The sequence below is a fragment of the Moorella thermoacetica genome (assembly GCF_001267405.1).
GTDB classification, from domain to species: Bacteria; Bacillota; DSM-521; order Neomoorellales; family Neomoorellaceae; genus Neomoorella; species Neomoorella thermoacetica.
On the sequence record NZ_CP012369.1, the window covers coordinates 341486 to 357681 of the forward strand.

Here is a 16196-nt window from a genome sequence, read left to right on the forward strand (position 1 = left end):
AAGAGGAGCGGGGAGAATAAAGTGTTACTCGTAGTATTAACGTTCATCATTTTACTTTTATTAAACATGCCTATAGCATTTACGCTTGGAATATCGGGAATAATATACTTTTTAACTCAGGTCAGCGTGCCTTTACCGGTGGTAGTTCAGCGGATGATAACAGGTACGCAATCTTATCCACTCCTGGCGGTACCCTTCTTCATTTTAGCGGGCCATATCATGAACGCGTCTGGTATAACCTCGCGCTTAATGAAATTAGCCGACGCGTTAACCGGACACCTGGTAGGAGGAATGGCGCATGTTTCGATTGTTTTAAGCATGCTCATGGGTGGCGTATCTGGTTCTTCTAATGCCGATGTAGCCATGCAAACCCGAATTTTGTTGCCGGAAATGCGCAAAAGAGGATACGATGATGGGTTTTCAGCGGCAGTTTTAGCTTGTGGGTCCTTAAGTACGGCGATTATACCGCCCAGCATCGGCTTAGTATTATATGGATTTGTCGGCCAGGTTTCTATTGGGAAATTATTAATTGCAGGGATTATTCCAGGGATCCTTATGAGTTTAATAATGATGTTTACAGCCTATATATATGCAAAAAAAAGAGGCTATGACGCTGATGGAAAGAACAAAAAGAAGTCTTTTAAAGAATTAATTTCTGCCGTCAAAGAGAGTTTTTGGGCATTGCTATTTCCTGTGTTTTTAGTGATGACTATCAGATTCGGCATCTTCACCGCGACTGAAGCAGCGGCTTTTGCGGTAGTTTACGCATTTTTAGTCGGTAAATTTATATATCGTGAATTGGACTGGTTAAAATTAAAAGAGGCCTTAAAAAACTGTGCGGAAGATAACGCGATGATTATGCTTATCATTTCAATGGCGGCAATCATAAGTTATGTGCTGGCATATGAAAAAGTCCCGGTGAAGATGGCAAGCTTTATCGTCGGGATATCTGACAATCCTTTTATTGTCATGGGTACAATTATCGCTTTTCTTTTGGTAGCCGGGATGTTGATGGAAGGTACAGTTAACATTTTATTGTTAACACCTATTTTCCTTCCGATTGTAACAAAACTAGGTTTTGATCCCGTGCATTTCGGTATCATAATGGCGATAATGATTCAGATTGGCGGGATTACACCCCCTGTAGGGGTAAATATGTATACAGTTTGCTCTCTTGGCAATATCCCAATAGAAGATTTTGTAAAAGAGAGTTTGCCTTTCCTTCTTGCGTTAATGATTTTAATTGCTATATTAATTGCATTTCCAAAGCTAAGCTTATTTCTACCGGGATTAATGAAATAACTATAATGCTTGCTAGGGAGGACCCTTAACTATGAATTTATCTCAATGGTCTATTATCAAAAAATGTGTTAATATGGAAGAACTCATTCAGGTACCGGTCGGCTTAATCGTTGACAGCCCATGGATTCCAGGATACGTAGGCATATCTACAATGGATTATTTCACAATACCTGAGAAATGGTTGGAAGCAAACATAAAAATTATTAAAGATTTTCCAGAGATAATCTTTTTACCCGGTTTCTGGGTTGAGTATGGGATGGCAACAGAACCGTCCGGCTTTGGCTGTAAAATAAATTTTTATCCTGACAGGACGCCAACGATAAATCATATAATTAATTCTCCTGAGGAAGCGGAGGATATATTTGTTCCTAATCCCCAGACTGACGGCTTGATGCCTTTTGTGCTAAATATTTACAGGAATATCGAACCCAAGGTGAAAGATCTCGGCCGGTGTATAAAAGTAGTTGCTGCTAGGGGACCTTTGACCATTGCTTCCCACCTGATGGGTGTCACCAACTTCTTGATAGGGCTGAAAACCGATCCGGCCAACACCCATAAATTGTTGAAAAAGACTACCACGCTTGCTAAAAATTGGTTGGAAGCACAGGCCGAGGTTTTGAGTGAAGTTGAAGGTATTATGGTTTTGGACGATATAGTCGGTTTCCTTTCTCAGGATGATTATCTGGAGTTTGCGCATCCTTACCTAAAAGAAATTTTTGATGCTTTTCCTCAGTGCATAAAAATGTATCATAACGATTCGGACAATATAGTTTGTTTTAGCTACTTACAGGATTTGTCTATAAATATTTTTAACTTTACCCATCTGCAGGATATAGCCAAGGTAAGACAGTTAGTAGGTAATAAAATATGCCTATTGGGAAATATTCCGCCTCTTGATGTACTCACCAACGGCACGCCTGATATGGTAGCAGAGGCGGCTGTGAATTGCTTGAATCAGCATGGTAACAAGGCGGGGATTATCTTATCAGCTGGTGGCGGCACTTCACCCGGAACGCCAGGAAGAAATATCCATGCCCTTATTAAAGCTACAGCTAATTATTAAAGAAGGAGGTCGAATAAAGCAGATGTTTTCTTTTGAAGGAAAAATTGTCTGGATAACAGGTAGCAGCACTGGCATTGGTCGGGCTATGGCTTTAGGTTTTGCCAGAAATGGGGCTAATGTTGTAATCCATTATAACAACAGTGAAAAGGCTGCGCTAAGTCTGGCGCAAGAAATTGAACAGATGGGAAAAAAATCACTAGTAGTGAGGGGCGATGTCTCTGATAAAAATCAAGTAGACGCTATGGTTAGTAAAATTAAAGAAAGATTTGGCCGGATAGATGTCCTTATAAATAACGCAGGCTCGATGATAAAAAGGGCTAGATTTGAAGAAGTTGATGAAGCATTGTGGGATAGGATTATAAATGTAAATTTAAAATCCGTATTCCTGGTGACAAAGGCTGTTTTCCCTATGATGAAAGCTCAGGGTAAAGGGAAGATAATTAATATAACATCTGTGGCCGCTAAGAATGGTGGCGGTGCGGGGAGTATTACCTATGCAACGGCCAAAGGGGGGATTAGCACTTTTACCCGCGCCCTGGCCCGGGACCTGGCAGACTATAATATACTTGTGAATGCTATTGCCCCTGGCCTAATACGTACACCATTTCATAACCCCGAGATTACTCCACCGCAGGTGTTTGAAAAAATGGCGTCAGAAATCTTATTGAAGCGTGCGGGAACACCAGAGGATATTGTTGGAGCGGCTTTGTTTTTAGCTTCTGATTATGCCGATTATATAACTGGTGAAACTATAGATGTTAATGGTGGATTATTTATGAGCTAGTTTACCAGAGAAACTAGAAAAGGTTTAATGGAGGAGAATAAAATGCCGGTGATCACACAAGAAAATTTAGCATTGGTAGTGACCAAGGAAGTAGAGCAGGTTCGTGTAACAGATATCCATACCCATCTTTATCCACCCAATTTTGGAGATCTATCATTATATGGAATAGACGAGCTGTTAACCTATCATTATCTTGTTGCCGAGTTTTTTAGATATTCTACCATGGACTATGAAGATTTTTTTAATCTATCCAAAACACAGCAGGCTGAACTAATCTTCCAGACATTATTTTTAGAGCACTCACCTGTGAGTGAGGCTCAGCGCGGTGTTTTAACGACGTTGAAAGAACTGGGGATGGATTTAAATGTAAGGGATTTACGTGTCTTCAGGGAACAAATCAACTCGATTCCGGCATTTGATTATGTTGATAGGATTTTTGCGATAGCTGGAATAAAAGAAGTTGTTATGACTAATGATCCCTTTGATCCCAAAGAAAGACAATTATGGGAAACGAAAGGCAATAAAGATCCGAGATTTAAAGCTGCCCTAAGACTTGATGTACTTTTGAATAACTATGAAAAAAACTATGAGTACTTAAATCAAATGGGTTTTTTGGTTGATAAGAAGCTGGATGAGAATACATTAACTGAAATAAGACGTTTTCTTCGTTATTGGATTGAAAAAACCAATGCCATCTATTTAGCGGTCTCATTACCACCAGATTTTATGGTTCCTGAAGATTCCTGCCGCTCGAGAATACTAGAAAAATGCGTCCTCCCAATTTGCAGGGAATTAAATATTCCCCTGGCTTTAATGATTGGGGTGAGGAGATCAATAAACCCCAGGTTAGGCCTGGCGGCGGATTCTTTAGGAAAAGCTGATATAAGGGCAATCGAATACTTGTGCAGGACTTATCCTGAAAATAAATTTTTAGTAACCATGCTATCTAGGGAAAATCAACATGAACTTGTAGTAACAGCAAGGAAATTTAGGAATTTAATGGTATTTGGTTGCTGGTGGTTTTTAAATAATCCCATGATAGTTGAAGAGATTACAAATATGCGATTGGAAAATTTGGGTTTGTCATTTATTCCCCAGCACTCAGATGCTCGCGTCCTGGAACATCTCATCTATAAATGGGTACATGCCAGGAAGATAATAGCCGATGTTCTGACTAAAAAGTACCTAGATCTTTTAGAAAGCGGTTGGAGAGTAACAGAAGAAGAAATTAAGAGGGATATAGAGGATTTGTTTGGCAATAATTTCTGGAAGTTTGTCGGGCGAAATGTTTAATGGTATTAATAGTAGACATATATGCCGCTAACGCGGAGCCTGCAGAATGAAAATCTTTAGGGGAGTATTGTGGCTTGCGTAATCACCACCGAAGGGAAAGAGATTAAGACCTTTGGTAACAAGACTGATGATATTTTGGCATTGATAGACTGGCTGAAAGAGAAGGGGTGTACTCATGTGGCCCAAGGAAAGCGCCGGCATATATTGGAACCGATTTATAAAATGTTGGAGCCAGAACTAGTACACCCCTTGGTAGTTAATGGCCAGCATATCAAAGAAAGTGCTCGAATTTCGGCCTTTAAATGAGTAAATTACCCGCCTAGATAAGGCTAGCCTTTATTGATATGAACCGTTTCCCCCTACCGCTAATTTTATGTTGAAATATTTAAATAGCCCAAGAAGCTGCTATTCGGCGAGCATGTAATATATTGTAAAATCGACAGATATTAAATATTTTAAGGAGTGACAAACTAACTTGCTGGACTTAGACAAAGATAGCATTAAGTATAAAAAGGCCTGGCAGGATGCAGGAATTGAACTACCGGAATTCGATTATGAAAAAATGGTGGCGGATACCAAAGAAAACCCCACATGGGTACACTTTGGGGCCGGTAATATATTTAGAGGATTTATTGCCATGCTGCAGCAAAAGCTTCTCAATTTGGGAAAAGCCAAAACGGGAATTGTGGCGGTAGAGACATTCGATTTCGAAATCATCGATAGGATTTATGTTCCGTATGACAATTTGAGCCTCCTTGTCATCATGAACTTCGACGGAACCCTGGACAAAAAAGTAGTTGCAAGTATAAGCGAAGGTTTGATTGGAGACGTTTCGCGAGAACATGACTGGAACCGGTTAAAGGAGATTTTTGCAAAGCCTTGTCTACAGATGGCGAGTTTTACCATAACAGAAAAAGGATACAGCCTGAAGAATGCATCAGGAGAATACTTTGATGATGTTCTCAAGGATATGCAGAACGGACCAGGACAGCCTAGGCATGTAATGTCCAAGGTTGCTTCATTGGCCTATACCAGATATAAAAGCGGGAAGTTACCCATTGCATTTGTAAGTATGGATAATTGTGCTCATAACGGGGAAAGGCTTTATGAATCTGTTAAAACGATTGTAAAAAAATGGGTTGACAACGGATTGGTAGAAAGCGGTTTCTTAGCGTATATCAATGATGTAAGCAAAGTAAGCTTCCCCTGGACCATGATTGATAAGATTACACCAAGGCCTTCTGATATTGTTAAGGACTCATTACAATCAATAGGCTTCAAAAGCACCGAGATCGTTCACACTAAGAAAAATACTTACATTGCACCTTTCGTTAATTCAGAGAGATCCCAATATTTGGTTGTGGAAGACAATTTTCCTAATGGCCGTATGCCTCTTGAATTGGCTGGGGTACTTTTTACTGACAGGCAGACGGTGGACAAAGTTGAAAAGATGAAGGTCTGTACATGCTTAAATCCTCTCCATACAGCTCTGGCGGTATTTGGATGCCTGTTGGGCTATAATCTTATAGCTGATGAAATGAAAGATAGTCAATTGAAGAAGCTGGTAGAGAAGATAGGGTATGAAGAAGGCCTACCTGTTGTTGTAAATCCGGGTATATTGAGTCCTGAAAATTTTATACGAGAAGTCATAGAACAAAGGTTGCCCAATCCTTATATTCCTGATACACCCCAAAGGATAGCCACAGATACTTCGCAAAAAATGAGTATAAGATTCGGCGAGACTATCAAAGCCTATCGCGACAGGAAAGATTTAGATCCTGCAAATCTCACCTATATTCCTCTGGTTATTGCGGGTTGGTGCAGGTATTTGCTGGGCTTGGATGACAAAGGTGAATCAATGCCACTTAGCCCAGACCCCATGCTGGATGTGCTGCAATCGTACCTTTCAAGAGTAAAGCTGGGTGACAGTGAATCTGTAGGGGATAGCCTGAAGCCCATTCTGTCAAATGAAAGTATTTTCGGTTTAAGCCTTTATGATGTAGGGTTGGGAGAAAAAATCGAGAGTTATTTCAAGGAAATGGTATCCGGACCTAACGCTGTAAGGAATATATTACAAAAGTATTTAGGGTAACAACTCAAAAGATAAAAAAGGTAACATTGCAAAGCTGTAAAGGTAGCATTTAGAGAGGACGTGAGAAGATATGAAAATGACATTTAGATGGTTCGGAGAGGGCTATGATAGTATCTCTTTGGATAAAATCAGGCAAATACCGGGGAAGCCCGGGATTGTAAGCGCTATTTATGATGTACCTGTGGGCGAAGTATGGCCTGAAGAAAAAATAAAAAAATTAAAGGAGACAGTAGAAAATGCGGGACTGGAATTAGAGGTCATAGAAAGCGTTAATGTCCATGAGGATATCAAACTTGGACTTCCCAGTAGGGACCGTTATATTGAGAACTACCAGCAGACCTTGAGAAATCTGGCTAAATTCGGCATTAAGGTCGTGTGCTACAATTTTATGCCCATATTTGATTGGACACGGTCGGATTTAGCGAAAGTCCTGCCAGATGGTTCCACTGCTCTTTCCTATGAAGAGGAAAAGGTACAGAAGGTGGACCCCAATAGGATGGTGGAAGAAGTAGAGGCCAACTCTAACGGCTTTGAGCTGCCTGGCTGGGAGCCTGAAAGACTTAAAACACTAAAGGTGCTGTTTGAACAATACAAGAGTGTGGATGAGGAAAAGCTATTAAAAAACCTGGGGTATTTTTTAAGGGCAATTATTCCTGTGGCTGAAGAAGTTGATATAAAAATGGCCATTCATCCCGACGATCCGCCGTGGTCTATATTTGGTCTTCCCAGGATTGTAAAATCCAAAGAAAGCCTGGAAAAGATCATGGCCCTGGTAGACAGCCCCTACAATGGTATCACACTATGTAGTGGTAGTCTTGGGGCAAATCCGGACAACGATATTCCTGCTCTTATACGCTATTTCGGCGCTAAAGGAAGAATACACTTCGGTCATGTAAGGAATATTAAGATACATTCACTCCGCAATTTTGATGAGTCTTCTCATTTGTCTTCGGATGGATCTTTGGATATGTTTGAGATTATGAAGGCATACCATGATATTGATTTCAAGGGATATATCAGGCCGGACCATGGTCGAATGATCTGGGGAGAAGTAGGCAGGCCTGGGTATGGCCTGTATGACAGGGCTCTTGGGATCGCCTATCTGAACGGGTTATGGGAAGCAATTGGTAAAATGAAAAAGGTATGTTAAAATACTATACTGCCATGGTATCCTTAACGTACGTATCTTCTCCGCGGCAATATATAGTGGCCACCGGCGCGCTGGAGATAGCGTAGGTTATCCTCCTGGGCAAAATCCGGGTCGACCACGGCTATCACACGTCACAGTTACCACCCTACCAGGTTTTTATTGACTTCTTCAATTACCGCATATCTGCGTTGTTGCCCGGCCAGACCCAGCAACGTATCAGAAAGCTGTCACTGTAAGGTAAAATGGTCGAGGAGAAGTATGCCTCGAAGCATCCCCCACATCACAGAGCCGTGCTGGCGTAATTAACACACACGGCTCCTTAAGGAATTCTTTACGCAATGTATGCCCACAAAACCGATGTTGGGAAAAATTTTACCAGGCTGCCCTGCTGAATGGCTTATGCCACCGCAGGGGCTGGCGGAGGCAGGGGTGCGTCATGGTCGAACTACCCGCCAATTTGATTAAAGCTACCTTTCTTTCCCGGCCGAACCGTTTTACAGTGGTGGCTGCCAGGGAAGGGGAGAAGCTGGTTGCCTTCCTGGCCGACCCGGGGCGCTTGACGGAACTGTTGCTGCCCGGGGCTGAGGTCTACTTGGCCCCGGCATCACGGCAGGGGGATAGGAAAACGGCCTACGACGTGGTCCTGCTCCGCCAGAACGGTACCTTTATTTCCCTGGACAGCCGCCTGCCCAACCGCCTCTTTGCCGCCGCCTTACAGGCCGGGAGCCTTGAACCCTTCAAAGGTTACCGGCTGCGGGCGACCGAGGTCCGGGCCGGTTCCAGCCGCCTGGACTTTTTACTCCAGGGTGATGGACACCCCCCCTGCTACGTTGAGGTAAAATCGGTAACCCTGGTAAGAGGTGGGCTGGCCCTTTTCCCCGATGCCCCGACTGCTCGCGGCAGCCGTCACCTGCGGGAGTTGATGGCCCTGCACTCCCGGGGCTACCGGGCGGCAGCCGTTTTTATCATCCAGCGGGAAGATGCTATCAGCCTGGCCCCCAACGAGGTTACCGACCCTTGCTTTTCCAGCACCATCAGAGAAGCGGCTGCCGCCGGGGTGGAAATCTATGCCTACCGCTGCCATATCGACCCGGTGACAGTCAGCCTGATCGCTCCCGTAATGGTAAAACTTTAGGAAAAATGAGGGTCAGTATATACTATAGCAAGGGAGCCACGTATACGGTTCGAAACGAGTTATACCACCATTGCGTCCAGGTGTGTTACTCCTCAGGTCCCGCAGGGAAACGGCGAGCCCCATGACTATTATCACCACCTTAACCCCCGGCTCAGATAAGGCCGGGTTTTTTTGCGTAAGGGCGTTAGTAATCGTACTGGGGCGGCCCCCTGCCGGGAAAGAAAATTTTCCGGGTGCAAAGGAATATTTTCACCTTGACGGGCACAAGAGTTCATGGGATAATGAAATTAATAATTTAAAGATCATTAATCTATTCATATAACTCCCGAGGAGTACAAGAATGCTTTCCAAGTCTGAATGCACCCTGGTGGCGGAGTTCCTCCAGGGCCTCGCCAACCCGGTGCGGGTAAAGATCCTCTGCGCCCTCCGGGAGGGCGAAAAGAGTGTCAGCGAGATTGTCCGCGAAACCGGGGAAAAACAGTCCAACGTCTCCCAGCAACTGCAAATACTCCTGCACAAAGGCTACCTCAGCCGCCGGCGTGAAGAGCGCAACGTCTTTTATGCCATAAAGAAACCCGAACTTTTTACCCTGATGGAGCAAATTCGTACCCTTGTCCTGGCTGAAAAAAGGGGGGAGGAGGCAAAGAGGCCTGAAGAGGCCATTCTAGAAGAATAAAGGGAAGGAGGGGAGAATGCATGGCACAGCTTTGCCTGGTAGTCCAGACCGGCCCCTATACCTACCAGAATTTAGATACGGCCTATGGCCTGGCCCGGGCGGCCCTGGCCAAAGGGCATGGCGTCAGCCTTTTTTTGTACATCGACGGGGTAGTGGCCGCCAATAAAAATATCGACGCCCCCGGTGAGCGCAATATTGCCGCTATGCTCCAGGAACTGGCCGCCGCCGGTGTCCGCATCGCTTCCTGCGGTGCCTGTTCCAAGTTCCGGGGCATTACCGACGAGATGTACATCGACGGGGCGGAAATGGGTAGCCTGGTTGATATGGCTGATATGATCCAGGAGGCCGATGTCTTGATTAACTTTGGATTTTAATAATTGCCATAAGAGGCAGGTGACAGGAAATTGCAAAAAGTGATGGTTTTGATTCCTTCCGCCCCTTACGGGACAGCGGCTATGGTCGAGGGCTACCGCTACGCCATCGGCATGGCGAGCCTGGAGGTAGATACCACCGTGGTTCTCCTTGATGACGGTGTCTGGGCTGTTTACCCGGGTCAGAACCCGAAAGCCCTGCAGATGAAATCCCTGGGAGAGGCCTTTGCCAGCATTGAAGATATGGGCGTAAAACTCCTGGTTTCCAGGGAATCTTTGGAAGAACGGGGCATACCCGAAGACAAAATCCTGGCCGGCCGGGTGGTCGACCGGGCAGGCCTGGGTGAAGCCCTGGCGGGAGCAGAAGGTATTATCCAATTTTAAGGAGGAAGGGCCCCTTGTTGGTATTGTTAACGCGTTCCCCATTTCAGCGGCAGGATTACCGGCGCAACCTCCAGCTGGCTATGACCCAGCCGGGTTCGGAGGTTATCCTGATCCAGGATGCCGTCCTGGCCCTGCATAAAGCACCGGCTGACTACCAGGAAATGGTCGATCAGGCCCGCGTTCAGGGGATAAATTTTTACGCCCTGGCGGCCGACCTGGAAGCCCGGGGCTTGGATACAAAAGCTACTTACCCGGGAACCAGGGTCATTGATTATGGCGAAATGGTTGACCTGGCCGTAAAGCACGGGAAGGTTTTGTGAAAGTCACCCCGCAATATTTTTTCTAAGGAGGTCATCACCATGCAGGCCGATGCAGTTTTAGACGCCAGGGGGCTGCTCTGCCCCATGCCCATCGTCAAGCTCTCTCAAAAAATCAAGGCCATGGATTCCGGGCAGGTCCTGGAGGTTCAGGCCGACGACAAGGGGGCGGCAGTGGACATCCCGGCCTGGTGCCAGAAGACGGGTAACATCTACCTGGGGTCCGAGGCCGGTAGCAATTACACCAGCTATTATGTAAAGAAAAGTTAGGAGGCACAGGTCATGGCTGAAGACAAGATGGCCATCATTTGCTTCAGTGGCGACCTGGACAAAGCCCTGGCCACCTTTAACCTGGCCACCGGGGCGGCGGCTTCCGGCATGGAGGTAACCATCTTTTTCACCTTCTGGGGCATCAACCTCCTCAAAAAACCCCGGGGCCGCAGGGGTGCCAGTTCCCTCCTGGGCAGGATGTTTGACTGGATGATGCCCTCCGGCCCTGACAGGCTGCCCCTCTCCAAATTTAATATGGCCGGCCTGGGTCCCTTTTTCATGAAGAAGCAGATGCGGAGCAAAAAGGTCCAGGCGGTCAGCGAGTTCCTGGCCCTGGCCCGGGAAATGGGGGTCAAATTTGTGGCCTGCATCATGTCCATGCAGGTCATGGAGATTCCCGAGGAAGACCTTATCGACGGGGTCGAATTCGGCGGCGTGGCTGCCTTTCTCCAGGAAGCGGCCAATGCGAAGATCAGCCTGTTCATTTAGTCAGTGCTTTCACCCATCAATACTTTGCGGGAACGGAGGGGAACTGGAAAGTGCAAATTGCCACCTACAACTTTCCCGACGAGCTCTATTACGACGACAAGCACAGCTGGGCCAGAATAGAAGGTGACGTTGCCACCGTCGGGTTGACCGACTTCTCCCAGCAACTGGCTGGTGCCTTCGTCCATATCAACCTGCCCAAGGCAGGCAAAACCGTGGCCCGGGGTAAACCGCTGGCAGCCGTGGAATCCGGCAAGTGGGTGGGCCGGGCCTATGCCCCGGTGAGCGGGGAAGTCATTGCCGTCAACGAAAATCTCAAGAAGCAGACCGGCCTGATCAACAGCGATCCCTACGGGGAAGGATGGATTGCCAAAATCAAAATGAGCAACCCGGCAGAGGTGGCCGGCCTCTTACAGGGAGAGGCCCTCAAGGCCTTTATCGAGCAGGAAATAGCCAAACACCAGAAATAAGGGTGTAACCGGCCTATTCCCTCATGGGGGGTGCTTGCCAATAGTAACCATTTTGGCAAAACCCTATTTTCGGAGGAGCGCGAAAGGGATGCAGCAAGGGAACGACCCCTTGAACGGCTGGCCAGCCTTTACGACAATGCGGGCCTGCTACCAGTGTGCCAGGTGTACCTCCGGCTGCCCGGTAGCCACCCTGGATCCGGAGTATAACCCCCGCCGGATCTTTCGCCTGGCGGTCCTGGGTGAGAAAGAAGCTGTCCTCAAGGATGAAAAGCTCTGGTACTGCCTGGCCTGTTATACCTGCCAGGAGCGCTGCCCGGAGGAGGCCCGGCCGGCGGAAGTCCTCCTGGCCCTGAAAAACCTGGCCTGCGAGCGGGGTTTTGCCCCGGCAGCCCTCCTGGCGGCAGCCAGACTCGTGGCTGAGGACGGCCGCCTCTACAATATTGACGAGTTTCATAATGAATACCGGGAGGAAGAAGGCTTACCGGCCCTGGATGAAGAGACGGGGATTCTCGGCAAGCTCCTGGCCCTGACCGGCTTGCAGGGGAGGCTGGTAGAATGACGGGCCGGCGTTACGCGCTTTTTCTGGGCTGCAATGTACCGGTCCGCAACCTGGGTTATGAACTGGCGGCCCGCCGGGTAGCCGCTGCCCTGGAGATCGAACTGGTCGACCTACCCGGGTTTCGTTGCTGCGGCTATCCCTTAAAGGCCCTGGATAGTTATGCCGCCCTCCTGGTAGCGGCCCATAACCTCTGCCAGGCGGAAGCTGCCGGCCTGCCCATTGTCACCCTTTGCAACGCCTGCAGCGGTACCCTGACGGAAGCCGACCTGGAACTCAAAGAGGATGCGGACCTCCGCAAGCGGGTAAACGGGGACCTGGCCCGGGTGGGTCTCCGTTACCAGGGTACAACCAGGGTCCAGCATTTCCTCCGCGTTCTGGACAGCTCCCCGGGACGGCAGGAGATCCGTCGCCGGGTGAGCCTTCCCCTGGACAGCCTGCAGATTGCCGTCCATTACGGCTGCCACTACTTCCGGCCCACCAGGGTCTATCACCGGTACGGGGTAGACCCCAGGGAGGACGCTGAAGCCCCGGAGGCCCTGGACCGGCTGGTCACCGCTACCGGAGCCGCCAGTATCAGCTATGAAGGTAAAAATGATTGCTGCGGTGGCGGGTTGATGGGCCTGCGGCCCGACCTGGCGCGGGAACAGGCGGGCCGGAAGGTCAGGGAGGCCCAGGGGGCCGGGGCCGACGCCCTGCTGGTTGCCTGTCCCACCTGCGGCCTGAATTTCAGCAACAGCCAGCCCGATGACCAGGAATTGACCATCCTGTATTTCCCCCAGCTCTTGGGGCTGGCCCTGGGGTTGGACCCGGACGAACTAGGCCTGGAGCTAAACCAGATTTCCGCCGACGGGGTGCGGGAAAAGTTGGGGGTGTAGCCTTTGTCAGGAAAACTGGACGTCCTGGTTGTAGGCGGCGGGCCGGCGGGTATGGCGGCGGCCCTGGACCTGGCCCGGGCGGGCCTGCAGGTGATGATCGTAGAAAAGGAAGCTGTACTGGGGGGCAGGTGGCTGGATTACGGCTGTAAAGCCGGGGAGGACTGCAGCCGTTGTAATATCTGCCTGGGCTTCCCTTTATTGGAGGAAGTCACCAGCCGGGAGAATATTACCCTGGTCACCGGGATGGTGGTGGTTGGTGTCACTGGTACAACGGGAGCTTTCACCGCCAGCCTGAGGGCGACCGGGCCCCGGATTGACTGGCAAAAATGCGATCACTGCGGCCGTTGCCGGGAGGCCTGCCCGGCGGGGGCTATCCTGCCGCCCCACCCGCGGGGGCTTCCGCGGGCCTATCGCCTGGATCATTCCTGCTGTCTGCGGGCGAAAGAAGACTGCCAGGCCTGTGTTGCAGCCTGTCCCCGTGCAGCCATTGAGCTGGAACCGGCGTCGCCGGAGTCCATCCGCGCCAGGGCAATCGTGGTAGCCACCGGTTTTGCACCCTTTGACGCCGCCGGCCTGCCGGAATATGGTTACGGCTTTTACCCCCGGGTTACGACAGCCATGGAACTGGAAAGTGCCCTCAGCCAGGGGGACCTGGATGCTCCCGGTTGGGAACGGCTGTCCTTTATCCAGTGTGCCGGTTCCCGCAGCCGGAAACTGGGCCATGATTACTGCTCCCGCGTTTGCTGCGGTTATTCCCTGCGCCTGGCCAGGGCCTTAAAGTACAGGGGGCTGTCCCGGGAGATAACCATTTTCTATATGGACCTGCAGCTAAATGATGCCAGGTTGCAGGAACTTTACCGGGAGTTACGGGCGACTCCGGGCCTGAAGCTGGTCCGGGGCATGCCTTCAGAGATACGCCGGGGGCGGGATGGCCGGGTCAGTATCCACTATGAAGACCTGAGCACCGGCACCCTGGCTACGGAGGAATTTGACCGGGTAGTCCTGGCCGTAGGGATTACCCCGGTTAGGGGCGAGATTTTACCAGGCCTCTCCCTGGAAAGGGATCCTGCCGGCTTTCTGGCCGCCGTTGATGGACCGAACGGCATCCAGGCCAGTACCCCCGGCGTGTTTTTGGCCGGCACCTGCCAGGCCCCCCGGGACATCCAGGAAAGTATCACCCACGGCCGGCTGGCGGCGGCCGGTGTCCGGAAGCTGCTGGAGGGCAGCGGAGAAAAGGCAGGAATGTCGGATATAAGTTCCGGGGCCGGCAGGTCGGCCGCTGCTGACGTCCTGGTATCAGGCCGGGGAGCCAGTGCTTTGCTAGCGGCCCGGGATTTGATGAGGGCAGGCCTTCGCGTCCTGCTCCTGGACGATGACGGTGATTTCGACCCTGCCGACCCGGCGGGCGAACTGGCGGGGCCCCTCTGGTCGGAGCTTACAGATAACTCCAAGGTTACCTATCTCCCCGGCCGGGAGATCCTGGGCGTAAACGGTGATGCCGGTAGCTTCAGCGTCCAGGTGGGAGATGGCCGGCGGGTGGCCAATCTCCAGGTCAGGGCTATCCTCCTGGCCAATCGCCTCGCTGCCGGCCTGCCGGCAGGTATAGCGACGGGGGCAGTACCCATCCTGACCCAGCAGCAGTTAGCGGCGAAACTGGCGGCAGGGGGAAGGATACCGGCCTTAACCTCTCAGGGAGTTACTGGTACTGCCGACGGTGATCTGCTGGCTGGGATCAGGGGCGGGGGTGAAGTGGTTTTCTGGCTGGACGCGGCCGGCGACCTATCCCTCGCTATCCATGCCCTGGCCTGGCAGAATATAGCGGCTTTAAAGGAGAGGTTGGAGCCGGATCGTACCATTTACGTCCTGGCCCGGCAGGTGCGGGTAGCAGCTTTGCCGGAATTGGAAGCCCTTTACGGGCGCCTGCGGGAGGCCGGGGTGATCTTCATCAAGCCCCAGGAGGTGCCGTCCTGGGACGGAGCCTGCCTGGAGGTGAGCGACCCTACCCGCCTCACCCCCGGCATGCCGGAAGTAACCAGGCTCCACCCGGACCTGCTGGTAGTAGGTGAGGAACTCGCGGCCACTCCCGTCACCCGCAGGCTCTGGCAGCGCCTGGGGCTTAAGGCAGTTCAGGGAGAAGCGAACGGGCCGGCCGGGATGGATAGCCTCTATTACCGGGCGGTGACCACCAACCGCCGCGGTATCTTCCTGGTGGCCGCCGGCAGGGAACCGGTACCGGCGGGGGAAGCCGGGACAGCGGCCTCCCTGGCGGCGGCGGCTGTCGTTTCTTTCCTGAAGGGTGAGGAGCCGGAGGCGGCTCCGGTGACCCTGGCCTTCCGGCCCCTCGACGGGGCCTGCGCCGCCTGCCTGACCTGCGTCCGTACCTGCCCCCACGGGGCTATGGTCGTCCAGGGCAAGGCTCTGGTCCGGACCCGTTCCTGCCAGGGATGCGGCATTTGTGTAGCCGAGTGCCCGGCCCATGCCCTGGAATTGCCGGAGTATACCGATGTTCGCCTGCTCCAGGCGGCAGCCGGGGATAAGGGGGGCAATTGATGACTAACAGCCAGGAACAGATTATCGCCTTTTGTTGCCGGCATTCGGCCCGGCGGGCTGCCGACCGGGCGGCCCTGGAGGGCCTGGCCCTCCCTGGGGCAGTCCGGCTGGTTAACGTGCCCTGCTCGGGCCGAATCAGCATGGAGTTGATTCTCAAGGCCCTGGAGGATGGCGCTCCGGGGGTCCTGGTCCTGGGCTGCCACCCGGGGGCCTGTCACCACCTCTATGGCAGCGACCGGGCCCGGGAACGGGTCACCGCCGTGCGGCAACGCCTGCAGGAGGCCGGCCTGAACCCGGCCAGGGTGGCCTTTGCCAGCCTGGGCCCCGACAACGCCGCCGACCTGACCCGCCTCCTGGCCGACTTCGTAGAGTCCTCATGGGTGCTAACACCCCTCGCCAGCGAACCCTGAAAGAACCCT

The 16196-nt window shown here is 51.0% G+C and carries 19 protein-coding genes and 1 pseudogene; 19 read left to right on the forward strand and 1 reads right to left on the reverse strand.

Annotation, left to right across the window (positions count from 1 at the left end):
• Positions 1 to 21: 21 nt before the first annotated feature.
• The 7 genes from MOTHE_RS01755 to uxuA all read left to right on the forward strand — a co-directional run bounded on the left by MOTHE_RS01755 (position 22) and on the right by uxuA (position 7684).
• Positions 22 to 1302: a TRAP transporter large permease gene (locus tag MOTHE_RS01755; protein WP_011391962.1), complete on the forward strand. Its 1281-nt coding sequence runs from the start codon at positions 22 to 24 to the stop codon at positions 1300 to 1302.
• Between the two features lie 31 nt (positions 1303 to 1333).
• Positions 1334 to 2365 carry a uroporphyrinogen decarboxylase family protein gene (locus MOTHE_RS01760; RefSeq protein WP_011391963.1) on the forward strand — a complete coding sequence of 344 codons (1032 nt, stop codon included), beginning with the start codon at positions 1334 to 1336 and terminating at the stop codon, positions 2363 to 2365.
• Entirely contained in the window at positions 2334 to 3149 is an 816-nt protein-coding gene (locus tag MOTHE_RS01765; RefSeq protein WP_196769054.1) for an SDR family NAD(P)-dependent oxidoreductase, read from the forward strand. Before MOTHE_RS01760 ends, MOTHE_RS01765 begins: the two co-directional genes overlap by 32 nt.
• Before the next feature lie 42 nt (positions 3150 to 3191).
• Positions 3192 to 4442, forward strand: a complete 1251-nt coding sequence (locus tag MOTHE_RS01770; protein ID WP_011391965.1) for a glucuronate isomerase — start codon at positions 3192 to 3194, stop codon at positions 4440 to 4442.
• Between the two features lie 69 nt (positions 4443 to 4511).
• On the forward strand, positions 4512 to 4748 hold the full coding sequence (locus tag MOTHE_RS01775; RefSeq protein WP_011391966.1) for a transposase: 237 nt from the start codon (positions 4512 to 4514) through the stop codon (positions 4746 to 4748).
• A 169-nt stretch (positions 4749 to 4917) separates the two neighbouring features.
• Positions 4918 to 6534, forward strand: a complete 1617-nt coding sequence (locus MOTHE_RS01780) for a mannitol dehydrogenase family protein (protein WP_011391967.1) — start codon at positions 4918 to 4920, stop codon at positions 6532 to 6534.
• Between the two features lie 70 nt (positions 6535 to 6604).
• A complete protein-coding gene (gene uxuA / locus MOTHE_RS01785) occupies positions 6605 to 7684 on the forward strand; it encodes a mannonate dehydratase (RefSeq protein WP_011391968.1) in 1080 nt (359 codons plus the stop codon).
• A 50-nt stretch (positions 7685 to 7734) separates the two neighbouring features.
• Here the strand turns inward: uxuA and MOTHE_RS14190 are convergent.
• Positions 7735 to 7901: pseudogene (locus MOTHE_RS14190) on the reverse strand (IS1634 family transposase); the annotation flags it as partial.
• A gap of 219 nt (positions 7902 to 8120) precedes the next feature.
• On the opposite strand from MOTHE_RS14190, the gene sfsA reads away from it, so the two are divergent.
• The 12 genes from sfsA (at position 8121) to MOTHE_RS01850 (ending at position 16187) form a co-directional block, all read left to right on the forward strand.
• Positions 8121 to 8819: a DNA/RNA nuclease SfsA gene (sfsA, locus tag MOTHE_RS01790; protein WP_011391969.1), complete on the forward strand. Its 699-nt coding sequence runs from the start codon at positions 8121 to 8123 to the stop codon at positions 8817 to 8819.
• A 340-nt stretch (positions 8820 to 9159) separates the two neighbouring features.
• On the forward strand, positions 9160 to 9495 hold the full coding sequence (locus tag MOTHE_RS01800; RefSeq protein WP_011391970.1) for an ArsR/SmtB family transcription factor: 336 nt from the start codon (positions 9160 to 9162) through the stop codon (positions 9493 to 9495).
• 20 nt (positions 9496 to 9515) lie between these two features.
• Positions 9516 to 9869: a DsrE/DsrF/TusD sulfur relay family protein gene (locus MOTHE_RS01805; protein WP_011391971.1), complete on the forward strand. Its 354-nt coding sequence runs from the start codon at positions 9516 to 9518 to the stop codon at positions 9867 to 9869.
• Positions 9870 to 9911: 42 nt separating this feature from the next.
• Entirely contained in the window at positions 9912 to 10250 is a 339-nt protein-coding gene (locus tag MOTHE_RS01810) for a DsrE family protein (RefSeq protein WP_236683299.1), read from the forward strand.
• Positions 10251 to 10264: 14 nt separating this feature from the next.
• Positions 10265 to 10570 carry a sulfurtransferase complex subunit TusB gene (tusB, locus tag MOTHE_RS01815; RefSeq protein ID WP_011391973.1) on the forward strand — a complete coding sequence of 102 codons (306 nt, stop codon included), beginning with the start codon at positions 10265 to 10267 and terminating at the stop codon, positions 10568 to 10570.
• Positions 10571 to 10609: 39 nt separating this feature from the next.
• A complete protein-coding gene (locus MOTHE_RS01820; RefSeq protein ID WP_011391974.1) occupies positions 10610 to 10837 on the forward strand; it encodes a sulfurtransferase TusA family protein in 228 nt (75 codons plus the stop codon).
• A 12-nt stretch (positions 10838 to 10849) separates the two neighbouring features.
• On the forward strand, positions 10850 to 11326 hold the full coding sequence (locus tag MOTHE_RS01825) for a DsrE/DsrF/DrsH-like family protein (RefSeq protein WP_011391975.1): 477 nt from the start codon (positions 10850 to 10852) through the stop codon (positions 11324 to 11326).
• Positions 11327 to 11376: 50 nt separating this feature from the next.
• A complete protein-coding gene (gcvH, locus tag MOTHE_RS01830) occupies positions 11377 to 11793 on the forward strand; it encodes a glycine cleavage system protein GcvH (RefSeq protein WP_011391976.1) in 417 nt (138 codons plus the stop codon).
• 88 nt (positions 11794 to 11881) lie between these two features.
• Positions 11882 to 12352 (forward strand): 4Fe-4S dicluster domain-containing protein, encoded by a 471-nt coding sequence (locus MOTHE_RS01835; RefSeq protein ID WP_011391977.1) that lies wholly within the window; start codon positions 11882 to 11884, stop codon positions 12350 to 12352.
• On the forward strand, positions 12349 to 13227 hold the full coding sequence (locus MOTHE_RS01840) for a CoB--CoM heterodisulfide reductase iron-sulfur subunit B family protein (RefSeq protein ID WP_011391978.1): 879 nt from the start codon (positions 12349 to 12351) through the stop codon (positions 13225 to 13227). The genes MOTHE_RS01835 and MOTHE_RS01840 overlap by 4 nt, the downstream gene beginning before the upstream one ends.
• A gap of 3 nt (positions 13228 to 13230) precedes the next feature.
• Entirely contained in the window at positions 13231 to 15777 is a 2547-nt protein-coding gene (locus MOTHE_RS01845; RefSeq protein ID WP_011391979.1) for an FAD-dependent oxidoreductase, read from the forward strand.
• Positions 15777 to 16187 (forward strand): hydrogenase iron-sulfur subunit, encoded by a 411-nt coding sequence (locus MOTHE_RS01850; RefSeq protein ID WP_011391980.1) that lies wholly within the window; start codon positions 15777 to 15779, stop codon positions 16185 to 16187. Before MOTHE_RS01845 ends, MOTHE_RS01850 begins: the two co-directional genes overlap by 1 nt.
• The last annotated feature ends 9 nt before the right edge of the window (positions 16188 to 16196 follow it).

Excerpts from the sequence above, each read along its gene's own strand:
- MOTHE_RS01760 (WP_011391963.1), top strand. The coding sequence starts at position 1,334 with ATGAATTTATCTCAATGGTCTATTATCAAAAAATGTGTTAATATGGAA.
- MOTHE_RS01765 (WP_196769054.1), top strand. The coding sequence starts at position 2,334 with ATGCCCTTATTAAAGCTACAGCTAATTATTAAAGAAGGAGGTCGAATA.
- MOTHE_RS01770 (WP_011391965.1), top strand. The coding sequence starts at position 3,192 with ATGCCGGTGATCACACAAGAAAATTTAGCATTGGTAGTGACCAAGGAA.
- uxuA (WP_011391968.1), top strand. The coding sequence starts at position 6,605 with ATGAAAATGACATTTAGATGGTTCGGAGAGGGCTATGATAGTATCTCT.
- sfsA (WP_011391969.1), top strand. The coding sequence starts at position 8,121 with ATGGTCGAACTACCCGCCAATTTGATTAAAGCTACCTTTCTTTCCCGG.
- MOTHE_RS01800 (WP_011391970.1), top strand. The coding sequence starts at position 9,160 with ATGCTTTCCAAGTCTGAATGCACCCTGGTGGCGGAGTTCCTCCAGGGC.
- MOTHE_RS01805 (WP_011391971.1), top strand. The coding sequence starts at position 9,516 with ATGGCACAGCTTTGCCTGGTAGTCCAGACCGGCCCCTATACCTACCAG.
- MOTHE_RS01810 (WP_236683299.1), top strand. The coding sequence starts at position 9,912 with ATGGTTTTGATTCCTTCCGCCCCTTACGGGACAGCGGCTATGGTCGAG.
- MOTHE_RS01820 (WP_011391974.1), top strand. The coding sequence starts at position 10,610 with ATGCAGGCCGATGCAGTTTTAGACGCCAGGGGGCTGCTCTGCCCCATG.
- MOTHE_RS01825 (WP_011391975.1), top strand. The coding sequence starts at position 10,850 with ATGGCTGAAGACAAGATGGCCATCATTTGCTTCAGTGGCGACCTGGAC.
- MOTHE_RS01835 (WP_011391977.1), top strand. The coding sequence starts at position 11,882 with ATGCAGCAAGGGAACGACCCCTTGAACGGCTGGCCAGCCTTTACGACA.
- MOTHE_RS01840 (WP_011391978.1), top strand. The coding sequence starts at position 12,349 with ATGACGGGCCGGCGTTACGCGCTTTTTCTGGGCTGCAATGTACCGGTC.
- MOTHE_RS01850 (WP_011391980.1), top strand. The coding sequence starts at position 15,777 with ATGACTAACAGCCAGGAACAGATTATCGCCTTTTGTTGCCGGCATTCG.